We start from the raw sequence: 20,543 nt of genomic DNA, 5'->3' as shown, positions 1-20,543 counted from the left end.
CACGATATCGCACCGAAATACCAACTACTCTGATTTAGGTTGACTCAATAAAGCTTTCAGATTGGCGAGCCGTTCTTTCGGCGTCAGGGCTTCCGCTTCGGTGGGAACGGCGTCGCCTTCGTCGAGTTTCATTTCTTTAATAAAGCGTGATGGATCGCAATGTACGGGCACACCTGCGCGTTTGCGCTTTTTGCACCAAGTGATGTGCAGGCTGCGTTGCGCGCGTGTGATGCCGACATACATCAGACGACGCTCTTCTTCTATGCGTGCCGCCAGAATTTCTATCGGCGTATCGGGGTCGCCTTTGTGCGGCAAAATGCCTTCTTCGACGCCGACCAGAAACACGTGCGGATATTCCAGCCCTTTCGACGCGTGCAAGGTGGACATGCGCACCGCATCAGGCTCTTCGTCCTTGCCTTCCATCATCGACATCAGCGCCACCATCTGCGTCAGATCGAGCAGGCTGCGGTGATCGTCAGTGCCGTCTTTACCGCCGCTGCCTTTGGTTTTCAGCCACTGCGTAAAATCGAGCACGTTTTGCCATTTGTTTTGCGCGGCGCGGTCATCGAAGCTGTCGTACAAATAGCCTTCGTAATTAATTTCCTTCATCAGATCATCCAGCAATTCGCTGGCATGACCTTCGCGGTGGGCATGCGCTTCAACCTGATTGATGAAGGTGCAGAATTCGCGCAGCGGGCGCAGTTGGCGATCAGTTAGTTTCGCTTCGATGCCGCCTTTGAACACCGCCGCGAACAGCGAGCATTGCCACTGCCCGGCAAACGCACCCAGCACCTCCAGCGTTGCCTGACCGACGCCGCGTTTCGGCGTGGTGATCGCGCGGATGAAGGACGGATCGTCGTCTTCATTCGCAATCAGGCGCAGATACGAAATGATGTCTTTGATTTCAGCACGGTCAAAAAAACTCTGGCCGCCGGAAATGGTGTACGGAATCCGTTCGCGCCGCAGCGCCTGCTCGATCACACGCGATTGGTGATTACCGCGATACAGTATCGCGTAATCGGAATAGTTGGCGCGCCGCTCAAAGCGATGCGCCGAGATCATGATCGCGACTTGCTCCGCCTCCTGCTCATCATCCTGCATGCCGAGCACCTTGACCGGATCACCGAGGCCATGTTCTGACCACAGCGATTTTTCAAACAGCTTGGGATTATTGCCAATCACAGCATTCGCCGCTTGCAATATGCGGGTGCTGGAACGGTAATTTTGTTCGAGCTTGATAATTTCCAGATCCGGAAAATCGACTTGCAGCGTTTTCAGATTTTCTATGGTCGCACCGCGCCACGCGTAAATCGCCTGATCGTCGTCACCCACGGCGGTAAACATCGGCTTTTTGCCGATGCCGGTGACCAGCAATTTCACCAATTCATACTGGCAGGTATTGGTGTCCTGATATTCATCGACCAGCAGATAACGCAGACGGCGCTGCCATTTGTCGCGCACCTGCTCATTGCTGCGGAACAGCTCAACCGGCAGCCGGATCAGATCATCGAAATCCACCGCCTGATACGCCGACAGCGTGGCGACATAGCTCGCATAAATGCGCGCCGCCGTGGCTTCGTCGTCATCTTTGGCCTGTTTCAATGCCAGCTCGGGCGTGATCAGCGCATTTTTCCAGAGCGACATCGCGGTCTGTATGCGGCGGATTAATTGCTTGTCGGTGGTGATCGCCAGATCCTGCACCAGCGAAAAACAATCGTCGCTGTCCATAATCGAAAAGCGGTCTTTCAGCCCCAGTGCCTGCGCTTCCTGGCGCAAAATTTTCACGCCCAGCGAGTGAAACGTCGAGACCGTCAGTTGCTTGGCCTGACGCGGTTCGGCCAGTAATTTGGCGATCCTTTCCTGCATTTCATGCGCAGCTTTATTGGTAAAAGTCAGCGCCGCGATATGCTTGGGCTCGTAGCCATGCAACTCGATCAGATTGACGATTTTTTGCGTGATCACCCGCGTTTTGCCCGAGCCCGCCCCGGCCAGCACCAGACAAGGGCCGTCCATGTAGTTAACTGCATTGCGTTGCGGGGTATTCAGACCGTGGGACATAGAAGCTGACAAAAAGGCTGGGCAACCCCTATTGTATCCGGTCGCCGGGTCAGCGCCGTTTTCACCGGCGCCGCGACAACGGGAGTAAACTAGGCAAATATCTTACTGAGGCACTGCCATGAAATTTGAACATCTCGTTGAAATCAACGATATTCTCGACCCCTTGTCCGACACCATCACCCGCGAGCAGCTATGGCGCGGCCTGGTGCTGCGGGCGGAATCACCCAAGCTGTTTATCCCGTATCTGGATGAAGCGCTGATTACCGGCCGCACCGAAGCCAGCATGCAGCGCACGCTGCGCTACGGCGAACTGCGCGTCACCGATACGGTGAGCTTTGTGCATCTGGAGCATGTGCATTATGACGTTGCGGCACAGGGCGATATTCCGCAGTCTTCGCTGCGCATGCTTATCGAGGAACCGCAGCCAGACTGTCTGTTCGTGCGCTTTGTGTACGAAGACGGCGCCAGCGAAGCGGAAGACGAAGTCAATGAAATGTATAACGATTACCGCAAATCGGCTTATGAGGAAGCGGATATCGACACCATCCGGGTCATCCGGGAGCTGGCAGAAACTGGCCGGCTCGACGCCCTGCCCAGCTAAAGCGCCGCACGGGGCGCTGGCGTCAGAGTCCCCTCAGCGCCGATCAGTGCGCCGTTTTCCGGCGTCCCAGCCAGATATGCCATACCAGCAGCAGCGGCAAAGCGCAGCCCGCCAGCCAGTGCGCTGACGACCAGTAAGGCCGCCAGCTTTCACTCGCCAGATAGTACAGACCGTAACCCGTCAGCGCCAGCCAGAACAGCAGCAGCAGCATACTCCAGCCGCTGCCGCGGTTGCATGCGGCGCGGTGCGCGCGGCGCATATGCTGGAACAGCATGCTGCCGGTCAGGAAGCTGACCGGCACTACCAGTGCGCCATGCCATTGCATGGACCAGTGTTCCAGCGGGTGGATGCTTTCTCCGAATTCTCCCGGCATCCGCAGCCAGTAATGCGCCACCAGCCAGCTGATGCCACTGGCAAACAGCATGGCAAACAGCAGATACAGGCCCCGGCGGTGCCAGCGCTCCAGCCGGAAATGCGGCCTGGCAGCGGCAGGCAGGGATGGATGATGCAGACTGTGTTTATGGGTACGCATGGCGGATAGCTAGGTAAAAAATTTTAAAACAGACCGTACTCTGGTCATCCGGTCAAAGCCCGTTCACAGGATCAGCGCCTTTGCCTGAAACCGGGCGAGACAGGAGTGCGCGGCATCACCGGTGGCGGCCAGGATTTTAGTCAGCGCATCGGCCACCATGCAGGTATCTGCCAGCACGCTGAAACTGTGCGGGCTCGACAGCGACACGCCGGAACGCCCGTCAAATAAGGCGCTGCCAGCCTGCCCCTGCACCGTCTGCTGTGAAAAATACATGGCCGAAGTCGCCAGCGCCTGATCTGATACCAGGATGTCTCCGGCTGCCTGCCACGGCTGCTGCGGATCGCGCAACTGAATCCGGTGCTGCCCCATGACGCGCACATCCCCGCCGGCATTCACCACCGCATCCGAAATGCCCTGCTGCTGCAAAACAGCCAGCGCTGCATCGACAGCATAACCCTTGGCGATGCCGCCGACATCCAGCCAGTCGTTGCGCAATTTTTCCACGCACAGCGCATCCAGAAACCGGTAGGCCTGCTGACCCGGCTCAAACACTGGCGGCACCCCCGGCGAGGGCAGCATGGCGCAGGCTGCCAGACGACTTGCAAGGCGGATATCAAAAATACCGCCGCTGGCCTGCTGCATTTCCAGCGCGGCGCGCAATACCGTCGCCGTGTGCGGACTGAGCCGGAGCACAGCGCCTGTCGCCGCCCGGTTGAAACGGCTGATATCGCTGCCGGGCGCATGAAAACTCATGGCATGGTGTACCGCTGCCATGACTTCAAAAGCCGCCTCAAAGCCCGCATGCAGACTGGGTTGCAGCAGGGTGCCGGGCAGGCTGATTTCGACCAGGGTGCCCAACCAGGGCTGGGCGCGGCGCATCATTTTTTCAGCGCAATCCGGGCAATGGCGGCAATCCGCCGCACGCCGTCAGTCACATGGGTGCAGGACAGGGTAGCACCGCTGATATTCGCAATTCCCTCGCCCACCGCGATCCCTTGTGCGGCGGTTTTCCCGGCGAACTGACGGCGCCAGCTGGCGTTGCGGATTTCAAATCCATGGCTTTCACGATACGCCAGAATTTCGATCTGCCGCACACTGGCATCCGGCAGCAGGCCGACTGCATACGAAATCAGTTCAAACTTGCCAATCACCTCATCCAGCACCACGTAGCCCAACAGTTTTTCATCCTGATAGGCAGCGGTGACGCGCCACGAGACCGAACGCGCAGGCAAGCCTGCCAGCGTTTCCACCTGCTTCATCTGCTCAGTGCTGAGCTGCAGCGGCAAGGGTTTGAAACGATTCGCTTCCGGAAAAATCGTTTGCTGCGCCTGCTCTGCCGTCAGATATTGGGTCGCAAATGCGCTGCTGCTGGCAGCAGCCAGCAGCGTCAGTGTGATAGGAGTCAGAGGATGCATCAAAGAATGTTAAAAGGAGTAGCCAACGCCGAGATTGTAGCGGTCACGGCTGCTGTCGAGCCGGAATTTCTGATAATCGGTTTTGAATACCACACCTTCGCCGACCTTGAAGCTGACGCCGATCGTCGTGACTTTTTCATCTTCTGCCGCAGCGACACCCAATCCTTGCGGTACCGGCGCATAAGATTTTGCGGTGTTGAACTGCTCGTAGCGGATGAATGGCGTCAGGCTGTAATCTTCATTTTTCCATGCCTGATACGCACCCTGCAGATACCAGCCGGCAAACGTTGACGGCACCGGCGTCGGCTGGCCGACGAATGTCAGGTTCAGAGCGTCGGTATTGCTGATAGTGCCGCGTGCATACAATGCAGTCAGGTCGAGCTTGCCGGGGTTATAGCGGCCATGCATTTCCCACAGCGTCACCCGTGCATCGTTCGCAGCAAAACCGCTGGTGCCGTGGCCTGTCTTGCCGCTGAAAGCCGAGCCGCCCAGCAGCACGCCCGGAATGCCGCGCCAGTTGATCGCGCCATGCAGACTCAGGTCTTTGGATTTTGCCAGCTGCCCTTCCTGATGAATCGCACCCAGCGGTGAGGAGCGGCCATCGCCGGAAGTGGCGTCCCACTTGGTCAGGTCAAATCCGGTGGTCAGGCCGGCATCCCAGCTGAAGCCGTTTTCATGCGTGCCGGACAGCCCGATACCTGCTTCGCGCCAGGTGGTCGGGATAATCGCTGTCTCGACGAAATTACGCTGCACGCCGTAGTAAGAAGTTGGTTCATGGCTGGTGTTCAGGAGCCCGGTAGGAATCAGGAACAGACCGGCTTTCGCCTGCAGGCCCGGCTTCAGTTCATGCTCCACATACAACTGCTCGACTGCCGCTTCGCCATTGTCGCCTTTGGAGGCAATCGCATGTTCCCATTCAAATTCCGCGACCATTTTGGTTTTCTCGCTGAAGCGGTGCGTCACGCCGATGACGGCGCGGGCAACGTCGGTCTGCGCCTGGCTGGCGGCATTACGCGGACGGTTGTAGCCAATCTCGCCATAGCTGCTGATGACGGTCTGCTGCATGGTTTTGCGCAATGCGTCCAGTTGCGCTTCAGTGACCGGCACGGCGGCAGGCGTTGCCGGCGCTGCCGCTACCCGGGCGACTTCCGTGCTGATCGCTTCCTGCTTTTTCTCAACGACTTCTGTTTTTTGCCGGGTGGCCGCCAGTTCAGCCTTGATCGCGGCAAGCTCTGCTGCAAGTTTTTCGATTTTTTGCAGCAACTCGGCTTCTCCCGCCTGTGCAGGCGCGAGGAAAGCGGTGCTTATCAAGGTAGCGCAAAGGCTGCGGGCAAGGTATTTTTTGGTCATCATCATGGGCTTTCGGTAATGGTTTTCGGTATTGTGTAATGTTGTGTAAAGGTATGCGTCAAGGTCAGGCAGCCGCTCAGGGCCGGTAGCCGTCATTCAGGGTGCCGAGGAATTTCAAGACATCCTCCACCTCGCCCGGGCTTAAAGCCGGTGCCATGCCGCGCTGGCGGTTATAGGGCACTTCCTTGGTGTTCACGTTGGCGACGTAGGCTGCCGGCAGATCATTGAATTTCCAGACCGTACCGTCTGCCATCTGCGGAAACCACTCTTCAGGATTGGTATCGCGGCGGACATAAAAATTCACCACATCGCGCAGATTGCTGAATTTCCCGTTATGGAAAAATACCTTGCGGGTCGCCACATTGCGCAGCGTCGGCACCTTGAAAGCGCCGCACAGTTCAGTGCGGCTGGCGAGGTCGGTACGGTCAGGACCGCATAAGCCCAGATCGTAATAATCAGGATTGGCAGTCGCCGGAATGCGCTCATTGCGCGGCACACCAAGATTGTCATAAGAAAAATCGGTGAACAGCGGTGCCGAACCGTCTGCACCCTTCTTGCTGGTGTGGCAGGCCGCACAATTGCCCTTGACCGGATTATTGAACAAGGCCAGACCACGCAATTCGGCGTCGCTGAGAACCGCCTGACCCGCTAAAAACCGGTCGTATTTGGAATCATACGGATGAAAATCCGGATCTTCTTTCTGGTACTGCTGCAGGGCATACAGAATGCGGTCGAACGCATTGTCCGTATTACTGAAAATCGTGCTGCCGAAAGCGGCTTTAAATTCATTGGCATAACTGCCTTGCTGTACTTTACTGACGACGTCAGCCGCATCTTTGTTTGCCATTTCATGCGCGGCCAGAAACGGCGTCGCAGCCTGGGCCGCCAGCGTGTCGGCGCGGCCATCCCGCGTGAAGCCGCCTTTGGCTTTTCCTTCGCTGTCAAAGCCAAAGGCAGGCGTCAGATTCAGGTAACGCAACGACGGCACAGCGCGAAAGCCCGGCACATTCAGCTGCGGACCACCCAGCTGAACGCTCAGATCATTGCTCTGCGCATGGGCATTTGCCGGATCGTGGCAGCTTGCGCACGACATCTTGCCGGACGCCGACAAATTCACATCCTTAAAAATTTTCTCACCGACTTGCGCAGCCGGGCTGATGCCAGTTCCTGCTGGCTGCGCGGCTGGCCCGGCACTGCTGCCGCCGCCACAGGCTGCCAGCACGGCAATCAGGCCGATCTGCAACACCAGCCCGGCTGGCCGGGGATAAGAGCAAGAGGCAGTTGCCTGCGATTGATGTGTGAAACGAAATGGAAAGCGCATAGTCATCATGAAAAAATGGCAGGCAAGATATCAACCGTAACCAGCCAGAAACCGGGTTAATCTGATTAAAACCAATAAAAGCAAATGAGAATGATTGTCATTATATTTTATAAAAATCCAATTCCGTCAAAATTTCTGCTGAGACTGATGCTTTTCAGCCCAAAAAAGCAAAATCTGTTGTTCTGCGTCAATTTGATGGCCCCTGATTTCGCATTCTTGCAAGCTGTCAGGCTGGGCGCAGCGCCAACTGCGGCGCCTGTGCCAGCGCAGCCGTTCACCATGAACGCGGAAAAATCACGATCGGCACATATTTCCGCCCTGAGTCTGGGATAATGGCGGGCAAATTCCCTCGTCCCCTCTTTCATGAAAGCCTGCCATGACCCGACGCGCCGCCCCTTCCGCCAGCCTGCCTGCCGCTCCTGAGCCGGTTCAGGCAAAAACGCTCAAACGCAAGCAGTTTTCCAGCACCGGCGATGTGCATATTCTGGGTGACGTCACCATCACGACCCAGCTGATCGTCGGGGGTGATCTGCTGATTGACGGCGACCTGATTGCCGAAGAAGTGTTTTGCCTCGGCAAACTCACCGTCACCGGCGATATCCAGGTGCAATCGCTGTACATCGGCCAGACGCTGGATGCGGGTGGCAATATCGACGTTGAGTTTCTGGTCAAAACCGGCTGCAGCGCCGAATGGATGGCGCGCGTGCTGGAACTCGATCAGCGCAAACTGAAGACGGAAGACAACTTCATCGATCTGCTGGTGCACCCGGCGATTCTGGCGCGCCATGCGCAGAGCGAACTGCCCGGCGGCTCCGGCGATATTCAGGGGCTGGGCTATTTATCCTGCGCCGATCTCGACTGCCAGGGCAACCTGCAGCTTGACGATGATCTGGATGCGGCAGAAGTGCAGTTTGTCGGCGGTCATCTGGCAGCCAGCAGCGTCTATGTGAGCGGTGACTGCAACTGTCAGGGCGAAGTTTTCAGTGAAACCGACATCGTGACCGGCGGCAGCCTGTTTGCCGGAGAAATCGTCTGTCAGGGCAATCTCGCCGCCGGCAGCATCGGCAGCCAGGGCGACATCAGCGCCTGGGGCAGCATCCGCGCCAAAGGAGAAATCAGCAGCCTGTTTGGCGAAATTCACGCTGGCCGCTGGATCGCGAGCGGCGCCACCCTGTATGCCGCCAAATACATCAAGGCCGGTGAATCCGTGATCGGCGAAAAAGGCATCCACTGCGGCAAAGATTACGGCATCTTCGCTGGCTCCACCCTGCCACGCTCGGCATGGGCAACGCAAGGCCTGATCTCTGCCGACAGCAAACCGCGCCTGATTTTGTCGGGTGAATTTGTCGAAGGCAAAAAACTGCGCCACATCGACGCGCTGGAAAAAAAGCGCGATAAAGAACTTGACTGGGAAATCGCCCGCCGCGTTAAACGCGAAATGCTGGCAGAGTAAAAACAATAGAACGGGTGCAGCTGACGCACCCGTTTTTGCATATTGTGGTCTCATTGAAATGGTGCGCACGGCACACCTTACTCTCGCTAATATGAGTTACGACTTTTCAAAGCAATCTGACATTGAAATACTGAATTTTATCAATGATAATTTTCAGTTATTTAGCGAAAATCGTTCAGATTTTTCATTACCACAAATGTTGAAATCCTTAGACCAAAAGGTTGTTTTCATCAATAAAAGGAAAGAAGGATTCGTTGTCGCGCAAAAGGAGAGCGAGCACCCGGCGACGGACTTGCCACTGCCAGCGCACATTCATTTTCTGTATGTACAAAAAGAATTTGAAGGAAGAAAAATTGGATCGGAATTAATGCGTTGTGTAATTTCTCAATTTTCATTAGGTACAAGGATCAACATCGTATGCGAAGGACAACGAAGGAAATCCCTATTTGAAAAATTGGGGTTTCAATTGCTAGATAATGATAATTCCAGTACGACCACCTTCTGTATGTCCATTAACCTAGTAAGTTTGTACCAAACTTAACCCGCACCTTACATAAGTAAGACAATATAATTCATGAATTACCCTCGCGCTGCGAGTGAAGTGCGACACGACGCGCACCCGCACCAACAGCACTACCAGACGGTGTACAAAATTATAAAACCGGTGGCGACCATGCCGGTTAATGCGACCAAAAATATGACGTCGCCGATTAACTCTAATTTCGTAGCCAACGAGGGATTTCTGGTGCGCAAAGAAAAGAAAAATAAATAGGTCGCCAACAAAAAAAACAATGACACCGCAGCCAGTATATCGTCGGCAATCGTCACGGCAATTCTGTCTGCGCCTTGTTTTTTGAAGATGGTTAACGCCGTGATGCTCAGACCCGCCAGCGTAGCAGACAAAGTGAGTAATTGCAGAATTTCATGCCTGTCCCATTTCCTTTGCATTGCAACGCCTTTCATTCAGACTCAATACAGAAGAATGGACTATCAGGCGAAAATTTAGTTCGTGTATTTATATTGCGTTACAAAATACAGCGCAGATAGCAGATAACGCGCAGACGAGTAATGCATGGCATTTGCTGCGCGTTTGAGATGGAAACGTCGTCACGGGTGGCTTATTTATGCTGACGAAAAGCGCGACTGGAAATACACACAGAATTGTTATCCGGGTCTTTCGCATTCGAGAAAGAATAGCCATTCGCAATATGCGTACTTCCAAACTGCAGACCCAATTCCAGCGATTTTTTCTTGAAGGCTTCGACGTCCTCAACATCGAACATGAGCTTCACGCCCGCTTGTCCCAGCTTGACACTTTTTGCCGCCTGATGGATCAAGATACTTGCGCCACCGTGCTGTGCGGTCAACTCTATCAGGCCATCGACAACCTTTCCTGTTGAAACGAAATCAAAATACTTCTGATAAAACTCAGCCGTTTTTTGCATCTCTTTCGCATAGATAATGATGACGCTAAGTGCTGGAGTCATGATAGGTCCGATATGTATTCAGGCGACCCCATGTCGCCCAAGAACTGATTTTGAAATGTAGGAAGTCATTGTGATGTCTATGTGGATAAGTGATCAGGTGAAATGGTGCGTGTAACGCCCCCTACGCTAGCTAGACGCATATCAAATGATCTTACAACGGATGATCGCGTCCTCATCAAATCCATAGATCGCGCACAGCCTGTGGTAGCCATCGGCGATAATCACTTTGCCGTTGCTTTCATCTCTGACCAGCAGCAGCGGCGACAGGGCAACGCCATTCGCGATTTTCTTTCTGTCTTTCTCTACGTGGGAATTACTGATGCCGAGCAAGGATAATTGCGATGCTCTGAAAATATCTTTGGATTTAAACTTGACGATAGCCGCCTTTCTGAGGCTGGCGACCATGTCAGCAACTTTCTTATCGTTGTAGATAATTCTCAGATAAGAATCGGCTGCGGGATAGTCATGCTCCTCTACATCAGGGAGCCATAATATTTTTTCAGATGCCAGGTGCTTAGCCATTGTTCACCTCAAAAGAAAATGCAGAGTTTCGCAAGCGCACTATCTGGCGGTCTTGCGTTCGTGCCAGTACAGCTTGTGCGACAACTGCCCCGATGAGTGCGAACAGCATGTCGGATTGTGTATCCCAAGGATCGCCCTGAGTACCAAGAAATTCGTCAGCGCCCTGCCCGAGCGAGATGGCGGCCGCCCACTCGATGAGTTCATACGATGCGCTGATGGCGAGAACAACACAGGTCACCAGAAAGCTCAGCATTTTTCCCGCACGGACATATCCGCCGCGCAGCAGAATTTCCCGCGCCGCCAGCGCCGGAACAAAGCCCTGGGCGAAGTGGCCGATCTTGTCATATGGATTGCGATGCAGACCAAGTGCCTCAGCAATTTGGAAACCAAAAGGTACTCTGGCATAGGTATACGCGCCGCCGACCAGCAAAATAACGGCATGCACGAAAATACAAATGTAAAGCAAGTGCGTCAGCGGAAAACGCGTGTAGCTTGCGATCAACACAGGCACGACGATGAATATCGGCAGCACCTCCATCAGCCACGTGGCGCGGTCATAAGGATGCCAGCCAGACCAGGCCAACAGGCCGAGCAGAACGAAGAGAGCGACAAGGAGGGTTTGGGTGCGGGGCATAGGCTAACGTTTAGTAGATTGAGAACCGTCCGGTGCCGCAGGCGACGGATAACCGAGAAGCGATGGTTGGACACCAAGAGGGTTTGCATGAAGCTGCATTGGTTGAAATGAGATGCCATGCATCTGCTGGACTTCGCCCGTGCAGATGAAGCCAAATCTTTCATAGACGGGGACAGCGTTAAGACTGGAATTCACCGTGAACTGTCCTGTGTTACCTGCAGCTAAGGCTTCGGCTTTGACAATGTTCCAGAGCCTCGTGGCCAAGCCGGTTCGCTGAAGCGATGACGCGACGAAAAGGTGGAAGAGATGGGCATTATCCCGGAGCGCAACAACGCCAGCGAGTTGACCGTGTGACTCGACGACGTAATACAAGAAGTTTGATGCAGACAAATTGCGACATTGCGCTTCTGCATTAACAGATGCCAAAAACGGTTCTGCACCGGCGCGTGTGGGCGATGTGTAGAAAGGGGTGCTGAGATCGATAATCAGCGAGCTGATTTGCTCAGCATCTGCAGGAGTCGCAATTCGAATGTTCATGGTGTCCGACGGTTGAGTGATTAGGCCGCAGTTTTCCTGGCGCTCATTAGCTTAGTTTCCCAATTGAAGTGTTTTGACAAGCCTTCCAAGTCCGGGAAAAGCGTAACGCTGTCTATGCCGTAATCACTTGTCATCTTCAGTAAGTCCGCCTTTAGAGTTGACGGAATGCTCAACTTAACGAGATTGGGATGATCAGTCAACACGGGACTGGCTTGAACTTTAATTTCCTCCGTTGGTGGGAGGTGAACCGTGAATACGGCGCGCTGGTTAATTACGCGTTGAGAGATGGCGCGAGGAATGAATCCGATTCCGTTGCATTTTAGTTCCTCAAGGTCCAGTACATTCTCATTGACGAACGTTTTGGGATCAAAACAGTAAACTGCCGCCTCAGTGTCTTGATGCTCGAAACATGCGAAATAGACTGCAACTAACGGGTTGACGGTCCAATCGAGAAGACATGTTGCCAATCCGAAGTGTTGTGCGACTGCCAAACGTTCCCAGGTGTTGTCCGGTAAGTTCTGGTCATATGCAATGGCCTGCTTACACCAAGTATTGAAGCGCTTTATAGATCGGTCGCCTGGGAGGTGAAACTCTGATCTTCCGGCTTTTGGCAGAAGTGGCCAACTGGAGTCGGCTTGTCCTCGAAACCACCACCCGGTGCGCCCGTGTGAACGGTAAGCTCGGAAGATTTGATGTATGTGATCAACACTGCCTACTGTTAGATGCTTCGGTGTCATGGTTCTGCGGCCTAACTTTTATTTAATTTGACAGAAATGAAGCTTAACTTGGAATGTTAAAAAAGACAATTTTCTTCAAATACCTTGAAAGCCGCATGCAGCCTTATTGTCTTTGCTCAAACTAGGCATACAGTTTAAGCAAATGAACAAAAACATCACTCACCGACATCACCAAAACCCCGTTTATTCGATCAGGCGCAGGAACGTTTGTGTTATCAGCAACTGCTTCGCTACTGAAAACTGCATGGTACAGGGCACATTGCTTTCTGCACGCTTCCACCACCATCCCCTCAATCCATCTGACTGACCAACGCCACACCTTATAAATGTAAATAATTTTTCCTTTTTTTCTTTACGGTCGTAAAGATATCTGTCAAATTTCATTCTTTGCCGGAACTTTTCCTGCTGCAGCGGGTCTGGTTCTGGAGTCGCAATTCGATAATAATGAGCGGAGTACGGCGCTGTTCTGATGTGATGTGTGTTGCTGCGTGTGTGCATCTGGGTGTTTTCCAGACACTGTTTTCGCATCGCATCTGACACTTTTTTAGCGCTGGTCACCCGCCCCCACCTGCAACGCGCTGGCTGCACACTGTGCCGGCGCTTTTGACCATAGACGGAGAGTAAGTTGAAACAATCGTATGCATGGAGTCTGGCACTGGCCGGGCTGAGTCTGGCCAGCAGCCCGCTGAGCTATGCCGATGAAGGCCAATGGCAGCCGCATCAGTTGCCGCAATTAAAAGCGGAGCTGAAACGCATAGGCATCACGATTCCGGCAGAAAAGCTGGCGGATTTGTCTAAGCACCCGATGAGTGCGATGGTGTCGCTGGGCGGTTGCTCGGCCTCGTTTGTGTCAGACAGCGGGCTGGTGGTGACGAATCATCACTGTGCTTACGGCGCAGTACAACGGAATTCGACAGCAGAAAAAAATTACATCAGCAATGGCTTTCTGGCGAAAACCCGCGCTGAGGAATTACCTGCCGGCCCGGATTCGCGTATGTATATCACCGATAAAGTGGAAAACGTGACCGAGCAGGTGTTGAGCGGTACCACGCCAGCGATGTCGGGCAAGCAGCGCCACGAGCATGTGCAGAACCGTATCAAAGCGCTGATCGCGGATTGTGAGCAGGATAAAGCGTATCGTTGCTCGGTGCCGAGTTTTCATCGCGGGCTGGAATATTACCGGATACGTCAGATGATGATCCGCGATGTGCGGCTGGTGTATGCGCCATCGGACAAGATCGGTAATTATGGCGGCGATGTGGATAACTTTGAATGGCCGCGTCATACCGGCGATTTTTCTTTCCTGCGCGCGTATGTCGGTAAAGATGGCCGCCCGGCTGATCCTTCGGCGGATAACGTGCCGTATCACTCTAAAGATTTTCTGGTGGTGTCGGCACAGGGTTTGAAAAATGGCGACCCGATTTTGCTGGCGGGTTATCCAGGCACGACCAGCCGTTATAAATTGCCGGAAGAAATCCGCTTTGCGCGGGACGCCAGCTATCCGGCGCGCGTGGCGGAATACAAATCTGATTTGTCGGTGATCGCAGCGGCAACGCAAGGCAATGCGAATGCCGAAGTGCGTTATGCGAGCGTGGCGAAAAGCATCAACAATCGTTTGAAAAAAACCGAGGGTTTGCTGGCCGGGTTTGCGCGTAAAGATATCGCCGCGATTAAAGACGCGCAGGATGCCGAATTCCGCAGCTGGTTCAGTCAGCACAGCGCTGACCAGAGTTTGCTGAAAGAGCTGGATGCGGTGATCGCCAGCGATATGGCATTGAATGAAGAAGAGTTTGCCTGGAGCGTCGCGACCAACAGCGATTTGCTGAAAAATGCGCGCACCTTGTATCGCCTCGCGCTGGAAAGCAGCAAGCCAGATGCCGAGCGCAAAGCGGGTTATCAGCAACGTGATGTGTCGTTTATCTCGGCGCGCCTCGCACGTCTGGAACAATCGTATGTGAGCAATGTGGATCAGGCACGTTATACGGCGGCGCTGCAACGGTATAACAAACTCGATAGCAAATTCCGTCCGCAAGGTCTGGATATTTTGCTGCCGACACCGGAATCGGTCGCGGCGCTGTACCGTCAGTCTGAGCTCGGCAATACCGCGACGCGTCTGGCGTGGCTGAAAAAAGATGCGGCGGCATTCCAGCAATCGGACGATGCATTTATCCGTCTGGCAGTGAAGCTGCATGATATCGGCCTGTCACTGGAAGAACGCCGTAAAGAAGTCGATGGCAATCTGGAACGGGTGATTCCGCAATATATGCAGGCAGTGATTGCATGGAAAAAATCGCAGGGCAAACCTGTGTATCCGGATGCGAATTCCACGCTCCGCGTGACTTACGGCACTGTTGCACCATACAGCCCACGTGATGGCGTCAGCAAAGGCCCATTCACAACGGTAGAAGGCATCGTTGAGAAACACACTGGTAAAACACCATTCGATGCGCCGGAAAGTTTGCTGGCCGCTGTTAAAGAAAAACGTTACGGCGTATTCAAAGACAATGTGCTCGGCACAGTACCGGTGAATTTCTTGTCGAGTGCAGATACCACCGGTGGTAATTCGGGTTCAGCAGTAATGAATAAAAACAGTGAACTGGTCGGGCTGAATTTTGATTCGACTTATGAATCGATCACCAAAGACTGGTACTTCGACAGCGCCATCACACGCGCGATTCATGTCGATATCCGCTACATGTTGTGGGTGATGAAAGAAGTCGATCATGCAGATAATCTGCTGAAAGAAATGACGATACGTTACCCGGCAAAATAAGCAGCGTAGGCAGCATAGACAGCTAACGCAATAAAAAACGGCGCACATCTGAAATGATGCGCGCCGTTTTTTTTATGTCATCTGCATCAGGTTGTATGCAAATGGATGCATTCGATTTGGTGGAATGTGTAACGTCAGGCTTGTTGCAACCACTGCTCAGGCTGGACATAATTTTCTGCCCACTTCTCTACGCGGGACGCAGGCATGGGGCGGGAAACGCCGTAGCCCTGTGCGAAATTGCAGCCGAGGCGCATCAGCGCAACGCCGTGTTCTATCGTTTCCACGCCTTCGGCAATCACTTCGCGTTTAAACGCATTTGCCAGACCGACGATCGCGCTGATCAGCGCCAAATCATCTGAATCTTCCAGCATATCGCGCACGAAACTCTGATCGATTTTGAGTATATTGGCTGGCAGACGTTTCAGATACGATAAAGAGGAGTAGCCAGTGCCGAAATCATCGAGGGCAAAACGCACGCCTAGCTGCTGACAGGCACTCATTACTTCGCGCACTTGCTGCACGTCTTGCAAGGCGGCTGATTCGAGAATTTCTATTTCCAGATATTCAGGCGGCACATCGGGGAACTGGGCAAGATAACTGCGCAGATTTTCTAAAAAATCGGCATGTTGAAAATGGCGCGCGGCGATATTCACACTGACGACCCAGGTATAGCCATTGGCGATCCAGTTACTCATCTGCTGCAAGGTCTGATGTATCACCCAGTTGCCGATGTCGATGATGATGTTGGTGTTTTCCACCAGCGGTAAAAATTCCATGGGACCGACGATGCCGCGCTGCGGATGATTCCAGCGTATCAGCGCTTCCATGCCGGTGATACGGCCATGCCGCATATCGACTTTGGGTTGGAAGTACAGCTCAAACTCGTCCGTCAGCAAGGCTTCGCGAATCCGTGCACGCTGATTATGGCGGGTGCGGACTTCTTCGTCTTTTTGCAGGTCAAACAAATGATACTGATTACGTCCGCTGAGTTTGGCCTGATACATCGCCTGATCGGCATAGCGTAATAACACATCGGGGCTAAGCTCATCATTCGGATACATCGCAACGCCGATGCTGGCGCGCATGGTCATTTTTTTATGCTCGAATTCATAGGGTTGGGCCAGTTGCCCCAACAGCAAAGCAATGTTTAACTCTACTTCGTTCAGATCGCTCTGATTTTGCAACAGCACCACAAATTCATCGCCGCCAAGACGGGCAACCGGATTATTTTTACCAACGCAACTTTCTAATCGGCGCGCCACTTGCTGTAATAACTTGTCGGCTACTTCATTACCGTGTTTGTCGTTAACTTCCTGAAAATGATCGAGATCGAGCAGGCACACCGCCAGCAGTTTGTGATGTTCACGCGCATAGGCTATGGCTTGTGAAAAATGGGCTGATAAAGACTGGCGATTTGCTAATCCTGTCAGTAAATCATGCCCGGCCTGCCAGGCGATTTGCCGCATCAGATAATGCGTTTCACTGAGATCGCGGAATACCAGTACGCTGCCGGTGACGGTGCCATCCGGCTGACGGATTGGCGCCGCACTGAGATCCACTTCGAGTTGCCTTCCGGCGCGGGACAACAGCGCCAGATTGTGTTCCTGAAACGTCGCACCGGTGCTGACAACATTCGTCAGATAGGTGTGCAATGCAGTTTGTTGTCTGCTGTCGCCTAAGGTAAAGACGGTGGCAAGCTCTTGCGACAAGGCTTCCTCAAGCCGCCAGCCGGTCAGCTTTTGTGCGGAGCGATTCAGGGTCAGGATGCGGCCATCGATGTCGGCGCTGATGACGGCATCATCAATCGAATCCAGCGTCGTTTCCACACGTTCTTTTTGTTCTTCCAGCGCAGCCTGAATTTTTTTGCGCTCGCTGATATCGACCAGCGCGCCTATGATGCCGGAGGCTTTGCCATCAACACTGGTATACGTCGCCTGATAATACAGTGCAGAAATATGTTCGCCATTAACTTGGCGGGGTATATCAGGAATGGTTTTGTGAGAACAGATGGCTAAGCCGGCGGAAGAAATATGACGCGTATCGAGTGTCGCTAAGAAAGGCAGTAACTTGTGCATGGGCTGACCGACCGCGTCTTTCTGATGTATGCCAAACATCTTGCACCAGGCTGGGTTTACCCCCCGACAGATGCCCTGGCTATCCTGAAAAAATGTCGATACCGGCAGCGCATTGAGCAGTTGTAATGTGAAGTGCATCTGCTCGCTTTGTTCGCGCTGACTTTTCTGCAGCGTCAACAAAATGCTTTCGATTTCTTCGGCCATGCCATTGAAGGTAGTGGCCAGCAAACGCTCTTCATGACTGCCGCGAACGTCCATTCTGACGCCATGATCACCGGTCTTGAACCGGTTCGTTGCCAGCGCGAGCCGCTTCCAGCTGCGCTCATTGACGCGCAATATCAGCCCCAGCAAAAAATAGATAAAAAAGATCGCCATGGCAGAAATCTGCAACTGCACCACTACTTTCTGCCAGATGCGGTTGACGGCACTGTTCGTACTGATTTCTACGGTGACTCTGGCAGCATTTTTGTCGGCGGTCGTGATGGTCTTACTCAGCGTCGCCGGCATCTGCAAGATCGCCTGAAACCATTGCGGTGCAAGCATGGGCACGGTGAACGTACCTGTCATGTCAACGTTGCTTTGAGGGTAGCTCCAGGTCAGACGGGTCAGATCAGGATCATTTGCCAGTTGCCGTCGTAAGGTGTTGGTGATCTCTGTCTGATCCTGAGATTTGCTCAATTTCAGCAGCGTCGGCCCCAACAGGTGCTCCATATTTTCGGCATGCGTGAGAATCTGCTGTTTTGCCCCGGCAACTTCCGCATGAATCAACAGGTCGTAACGCAGCCCGCTGACCACGAATATCAGCAATGTAATGGGGACAAATAATCGCGTGTAAGCTCCGAGAGCTAACCACGCTTGGATAAGAGATTCAAAAGGGCGCACAGATTCTCATAGCGAAGAGGAGAAGTTCAGGAGATGAATTCCTTGTGGCTGTGATCAATTCATCATGAAAAATGAAACAAATTTTAACCTATCGCAACATTTTTCAGTATTATTTTGTTGCTTTATGGAAATTTTGTGGAAACCACGTAGCACTGAAACCAGCCCCAATCCGGAGTCGCAACGCAGCAGTGGCACAGACAAACGAGTGCGGCAACAACTGAGCATAACGCCATCGTCTATATTTGTGTCATCAGATCAAAAATTGTAAGCATGCGACAAACAGGCGGTCGCCCGGCTTATCGCCTACAATAGCGACATTCCTTCACGCGCCTGCGGTGTATGGGCCGGCGGATAGCTTGGCACACGGGTGATACAGCCGGTAGATGGCGATTACGCGTCAACCCGATCAGGCCGTGAACCTGCACCCACGCTGGCATCGCGCCTGTTTTTTGTCATCGCTTCGCCCCTGTTTTTACCTGTTCCAAGAAAAAATTCCCATGTCTGACGCTACTGCTTTCAATTCCTTACCTTTATCTGCCGCCATGCTCGCCAATCTGGAGAGTCTCGGTTACACCACCATGACGGCAATTCAGGCGGAGAGTCTGCCCGTGGTTTTGCAGCAGCGTGACCTGATCGCGCAGGCAAAAACCGGCAGCGGCAAAACCGCCGCTTTTGGGCTGGGCATACTGGCAAAACTGAATCCCACATATTTCGCAGTACAAGGCTTGGTGATTTGCCCGACGCGAGAACTGGCGGATCAGGTTGCGAATGAATTACGCCGTCTGGCGCGCGCGATTGAGAATGTAAAAATCCTGACCTTGTGCGGCGGCACCGCGATGCGCCCGCAGATTGCTTCGCTCGAACACGGCGCGCATATCGTCGTCGGCACACCAGGGCGACTGATCGATCATATCAGCCGTGGCACCATCAATCTCAATACCGTGCAGACTCTGGTGCTGGATGAAGCCGATCGCATGGTGGACATGGGCTTTTACGACGATATTTACACCATCGTTGCAGCCTGCTCACCGCGCCGTCAGACCTTGTTATTCTCCGCGACCTACCCGGACAATATCCGCAACGCCAGCGAACAATTGCTGCGCGACCCGGTGGAAATCAAGGTCGAATCACAACATGCGGCCAACCATATCGAACAATTGTTTTATCTGGTGACACCGGAAGAACGCAACGAAGCCGTGGCGCGTTTGCTGCATCATTACCAGCCGGTATCAACGATCGCGTTTTGCAATACCAAAATTCATTGTCGTGAACTGACCGAAGAATTGCAGGCGCAGGGCATCAGCGCGCTGGCCTTGCACGGCGATCTGGAACAACGCGAGCGCGATGAAGTGCTGATCCGTTTTGCGAATCAAAGCTGCTCGGTGCTGGTGGCAACCGACGTGGCCGCGCGCGGGCTCGATATCCAGACGCTGGGCGCGGTGATTAATGTCGATGTCTCGAAAGACACGGAAGTGCATATCCATCGCATCGGTCGTACCGGCCGCGCTGGTGAAAAAGGTCTGGCGCTGAGTCTGGCGACGCCGAATGAGAAAAAATGGGTGAAGCTGATCGCGGAATATCAGGGTGAAGCTGTCACCTGGGCCGACATCAATGAACTCGAAGCAGCGCCGGAACAAACCCTGGCTGCGCCGATGATGACGGTCTGCATCATGGGCGGCAAAAAAGACAAACTGCGTCCCGGTGATTTACTCGGTGCGCTGACGGCGGATATCGGCCTGAAAAAAGAACAGGTAGGCAAAATCAATGTGTCCGAGTTTGTGACCTATGTTGCGCTCGACCGCCACATCGCCGCCAAAACGGTAGAGAAACTCAGCTTCACGAATATCAAAGGTCGCCAGTTCAAAATGCGGCTGATCAACAGCGTGTGATGCGGCGTGGTGCGACGTGATGTGGTGTGATACGGCGCGGCGTAATCCGGTAACCTGAGCTTGCCACTGAACAACTCCATCAGATCGCCATGAGACCACAATACCAACGAGATTGAACCCTGAAATTTGCTGTTATTTGCTGTTTTAGGGGGAGTATCTGGCGTTTTGGCCTTTATGTCCGCATAAACAAAGGGGCTGTAAATATACTCCCGGGAGTATATTTACAGCCCAAAATGCCTGAAAAACACCTGTAGCGATGATTTCCGTGCAGTGCAAG

General features: G+C 53.5%; 19 protein-coding genes. 5 read left to right on the top strand and 14 right to left on the bottom strand.

The window, feature by feature from the left end; genetic code table 11:
- Positions 1-24: 24 nt before the first annotated feature.
- The gene (locus tag H8K26_RS00730; RefSeq protein WP_190476616.1) at positions 25-2,058 is read right to left on the bottom strand and encodes a UvrD-helicase domain-containing protein; all 2,034 of its coding nucleotides are present in this window, start codon (positions 2,056-2,058) and stop codon (positions 25-27) included.
- 118 nt (positions 2,059-2,176) lie between these two features.
- On the opposite strand from H8K26_RS00730, the gene H8K26_RS00725 reads away from it, so the two are divergent.
- Positions 2,177-2,659 (top strand): SRPBCC family protein, encoded by a 483-nt coding sequence (locus H8K26_RS00725; RefSeq protein ID WP_190476613.1) that lies wholly within the window; start codon positions 2,177-2,179, stop codon positions 2,657-2,659.
- Positions 2,660-2,702: 43 nt separating this feature from the next.
- Here H8K26_RS00725 and H8K26_RS00720 read toward each other — a convergent pair whose 3' ends face one another.
- The 5 genes from H8K26_RS00720 to H8K26_RS00700 form a co-directional block, all read right to left on the bottom strand.
- Positions 2,703-3,191 (bottom strand): DUF4405 domain-containing protein, encoded by a 489-nt coding sequence (locus H8K26_RS00720; protein WP_190476611.1) that lies wholly within the window; start codon positions 3,189-3,191, stop codon positions 2,703-2,705.
- A gap of 63 nt (positions 3,192-3,254) precedes the next feature.
- Positions 3,255-4,073 carry an FAD:protein FMN transferase gene (locus H8K26_RS00715; protein ID WP_223826772.1) on the bottom strand — a complete coding sequence of 273 codons (819 nt, stop codon included), beginning with the start codon at positions 4,071-4,073 and terminating at the stop codon, positions 3,255-3,257.
- On the bottom strand, positions 4,070-4,606 hold the full coding sequence (locus H8K26_RS00710; RefSeq protein ID WP_190476609.1) for an FMN-binding protein: 537 nt from the start codon (positions 4,604-4,606) through the stop codon (positions 4,070-4,072). Before H8K26_RS00710 ends, H8K26_RS00715 begins: the two co-directional genes overlap by 4 nt.
- 9 nt (positions 4,607-4,615) lie before the next feature.
- Positions 4,616-5,962, bottom strand: a complete 1,347-nt coding sequence (locus H8K26_RS00705; protein ID WP_223826771.1) for a hypothetical protein — start codon at positions 5,960-5,962, stop codon at positions 4,616-4,618.
- Between the two features lie 70 nt (positions 5,963-6,032).
- Complete coding sequence (locus H8K26_RS00700) at positions 6,033-7,277, bottom strand: cytochrome-c peroxidase (RefSeq protein ID WP_190476607.1); 1,245 nt, start codon at positions 7,275-7,277, stop codon at positions 6,033-6,035.
- Positions 7,278-7,653: 376 nt separating this feature from the next.
- Between H8K26_RS00700 and H8K26_RS00695 the strand changes: the two genes are divergently transcribed.
- Together H8K26_RS00695 and H8K26_RS00690 are read left to right on the top strand one after the other, a co-directional pair.
- Positions 7,654-8,730 (top strand): polymer-forming cytoskeletal protein, encoded by a 1,077-nt coding sequence (locus tag H8K26_RS00695; protein WP_190476605.1) that lies wholly within the window; start codon positions 7,654-7,656, stop codon positions 8,728-8,730.
- Positions 8,681-9,271, top strand: a complete 591-nt coding sequence (locus H8K26_RS00690) for a GNAT family N-acetyltransferase (RefSeq protein ID WP_190476603.1) — start codon at positions 8,681-8,683, stop codon at positions 9,269-9,271. The genes H8K26_RS00695 and H8K26_RS00690 overlap by 50 nt, the downstream gene beginning before the upstream one ends.
- A gap of 92 nt (positions 9,272-9,363) precedes the next feature.
- Here H8K26_RS00690 and H8K26_RS00685 read toward each other — a convergent pair whose 3' ends face one another.
- From H8K26_RS00685 to H8K26_RS00655, 7 genes are all read right to left on the bottom strand, one after another.
- On the bottom strand, positions 9,364-9,693 hold the full coding sequence (locus tag H8K26_RS00685; protein WP_190476601.1) for a hypothetical protein: 330 nt from the start codon (positions 9,691-9,693) through the stop codon (positions 9,364-9,366).
- Between the two features lie 155 nt (positions 9,694-9,848).
- A complete protein-coding gene (locus H8K26_RS00680) occupies positions 9,849-10,217 on the bottom strand; it encodes a VOC family protein (RefSeq protein WP_190476600.1) in 369 nt (122 codons plus the stop codon).
- Positions 10,218-10,358: 141 nt separating this feature from the next.
- Entirely contained in the window at positions 10,359-10,739 is a 381-nt protein-coding gene (locus H8K26_RS00675; RefSeq protein WP_190476598.1) for a hypothetical protein, read from the bottom strand.
- Positions 10,732-11,373, bottom strand: a complete 642-nt coding sequence (locus tag H8K26_RS00670; RefSeq protein WP_190476596.1) for a DUF2238 domain-containing protein — start codon at positions 11,371-11,373, stop codon at positions 10,732-10,734. The genes H8K26_RS00675 and H8K26_RS00670 overlap by 8 nt, the downstream gene beginning before the upstream one ends.
- 3 nt (positions 11,374-11,376) lie before the next feature.
- A complete protein-coding gene (locus H8K26_RS00665) occupies positions 11,377-11,910 on the bottom strand; it encodes a GNAT family N-acetyltransferase (protein WP_190476594.1) in 534 nt (177 codons plus the stop codon).
- 20 nt (positions 11,911-11,930) lie between these two features.
- The gene (locus H8K26_RS00660) at positions 11,931-12,647 is read right to left on the bottom strand and encodes an FRG domain-containing protein (RefSeq protein WP_190476592.1); all 717 of its coding nucleotides are present in this window, start codon (positions 12,645-12,647) and stop codon (positions 11,931-11,933) included.
- A gap of 183 nt (positions 12,648-12,830) precedes the next feature.
- Complete coding sequence (locus H8K26_RS00655) at positions 12,831-13,205, bottom strand: hypothetical protein (RefSeq protein WP_190476590.1); 375 nt, start codon at positions 13,203-13,205, stop codon at positions 12,831-12,833.
- Between the two features lie 91 nt (positions 13,206-13,296).
- Here H8K26_RS00655 and H8K26_RS00650 point away from each other — a divergent pair, with 91 nt between their 5' ends.
- Positions 13,297-15,420, top strand: a complete 2,124-nt coding sequence (locus tag H8K26_RS00650; protein ID WP_390366145.1) for a S46 family peptidase — start codon at positions 13,297-13,299, stop codon at positions 15,418-15,420.
- A 134-nt stretch (positions 15,421-15,554) separates the two neighbouring features.
- Here H8K26_RS00650 and H8K26_RS00645 read toward each other — a convergent pair whose 3' ends face one another.
- Positions 15,555-18,377: an EAL domain-containing protein gene (locus tag H8K26_RS00645; protein WP_190476587.1), complete on the bottom strand. Its 2,823-nt coding sequence runs from the start codon at positions 18,375-18,377 to the stop codon at positions 15,555-15,557.
- 497 nt (positions 18,378-18,874) lie between these two features.
- Here H8K26_RS00645 and dbpA point away from each other — a divergent pair, with 497 nt between their 5' ends.
- Complete coding sequence (gene dbpA, locus H8K26_RS00640) at positions 18,875-20,266, top strand: ATP-dependent RNA helicase DbpA (RefSeq protein WP_190476585.1); 1,392 nt, start codon at positions 18,875-18,877, stop codon at positions 20,264-20,266.
- Positions 20,267-20,543 lie beyond the last annotated feature (277 nt).

It is taken from the genome of Cognatundibacterium aquatile (assembly GCF_014699135.1).
Classification (GTDB): Bacteria; Pseudomonadota; Gammaproteobacteria; order Burkholderiales; family Burkholderiaceae_D; genus Undibacterium; species Undibacterium aquatile.
The sequence above is the reverse complement of the archived record's forward strand: the minus strand, read 5'-3'. Positions and strand labels throughout refer to the sequence as shown.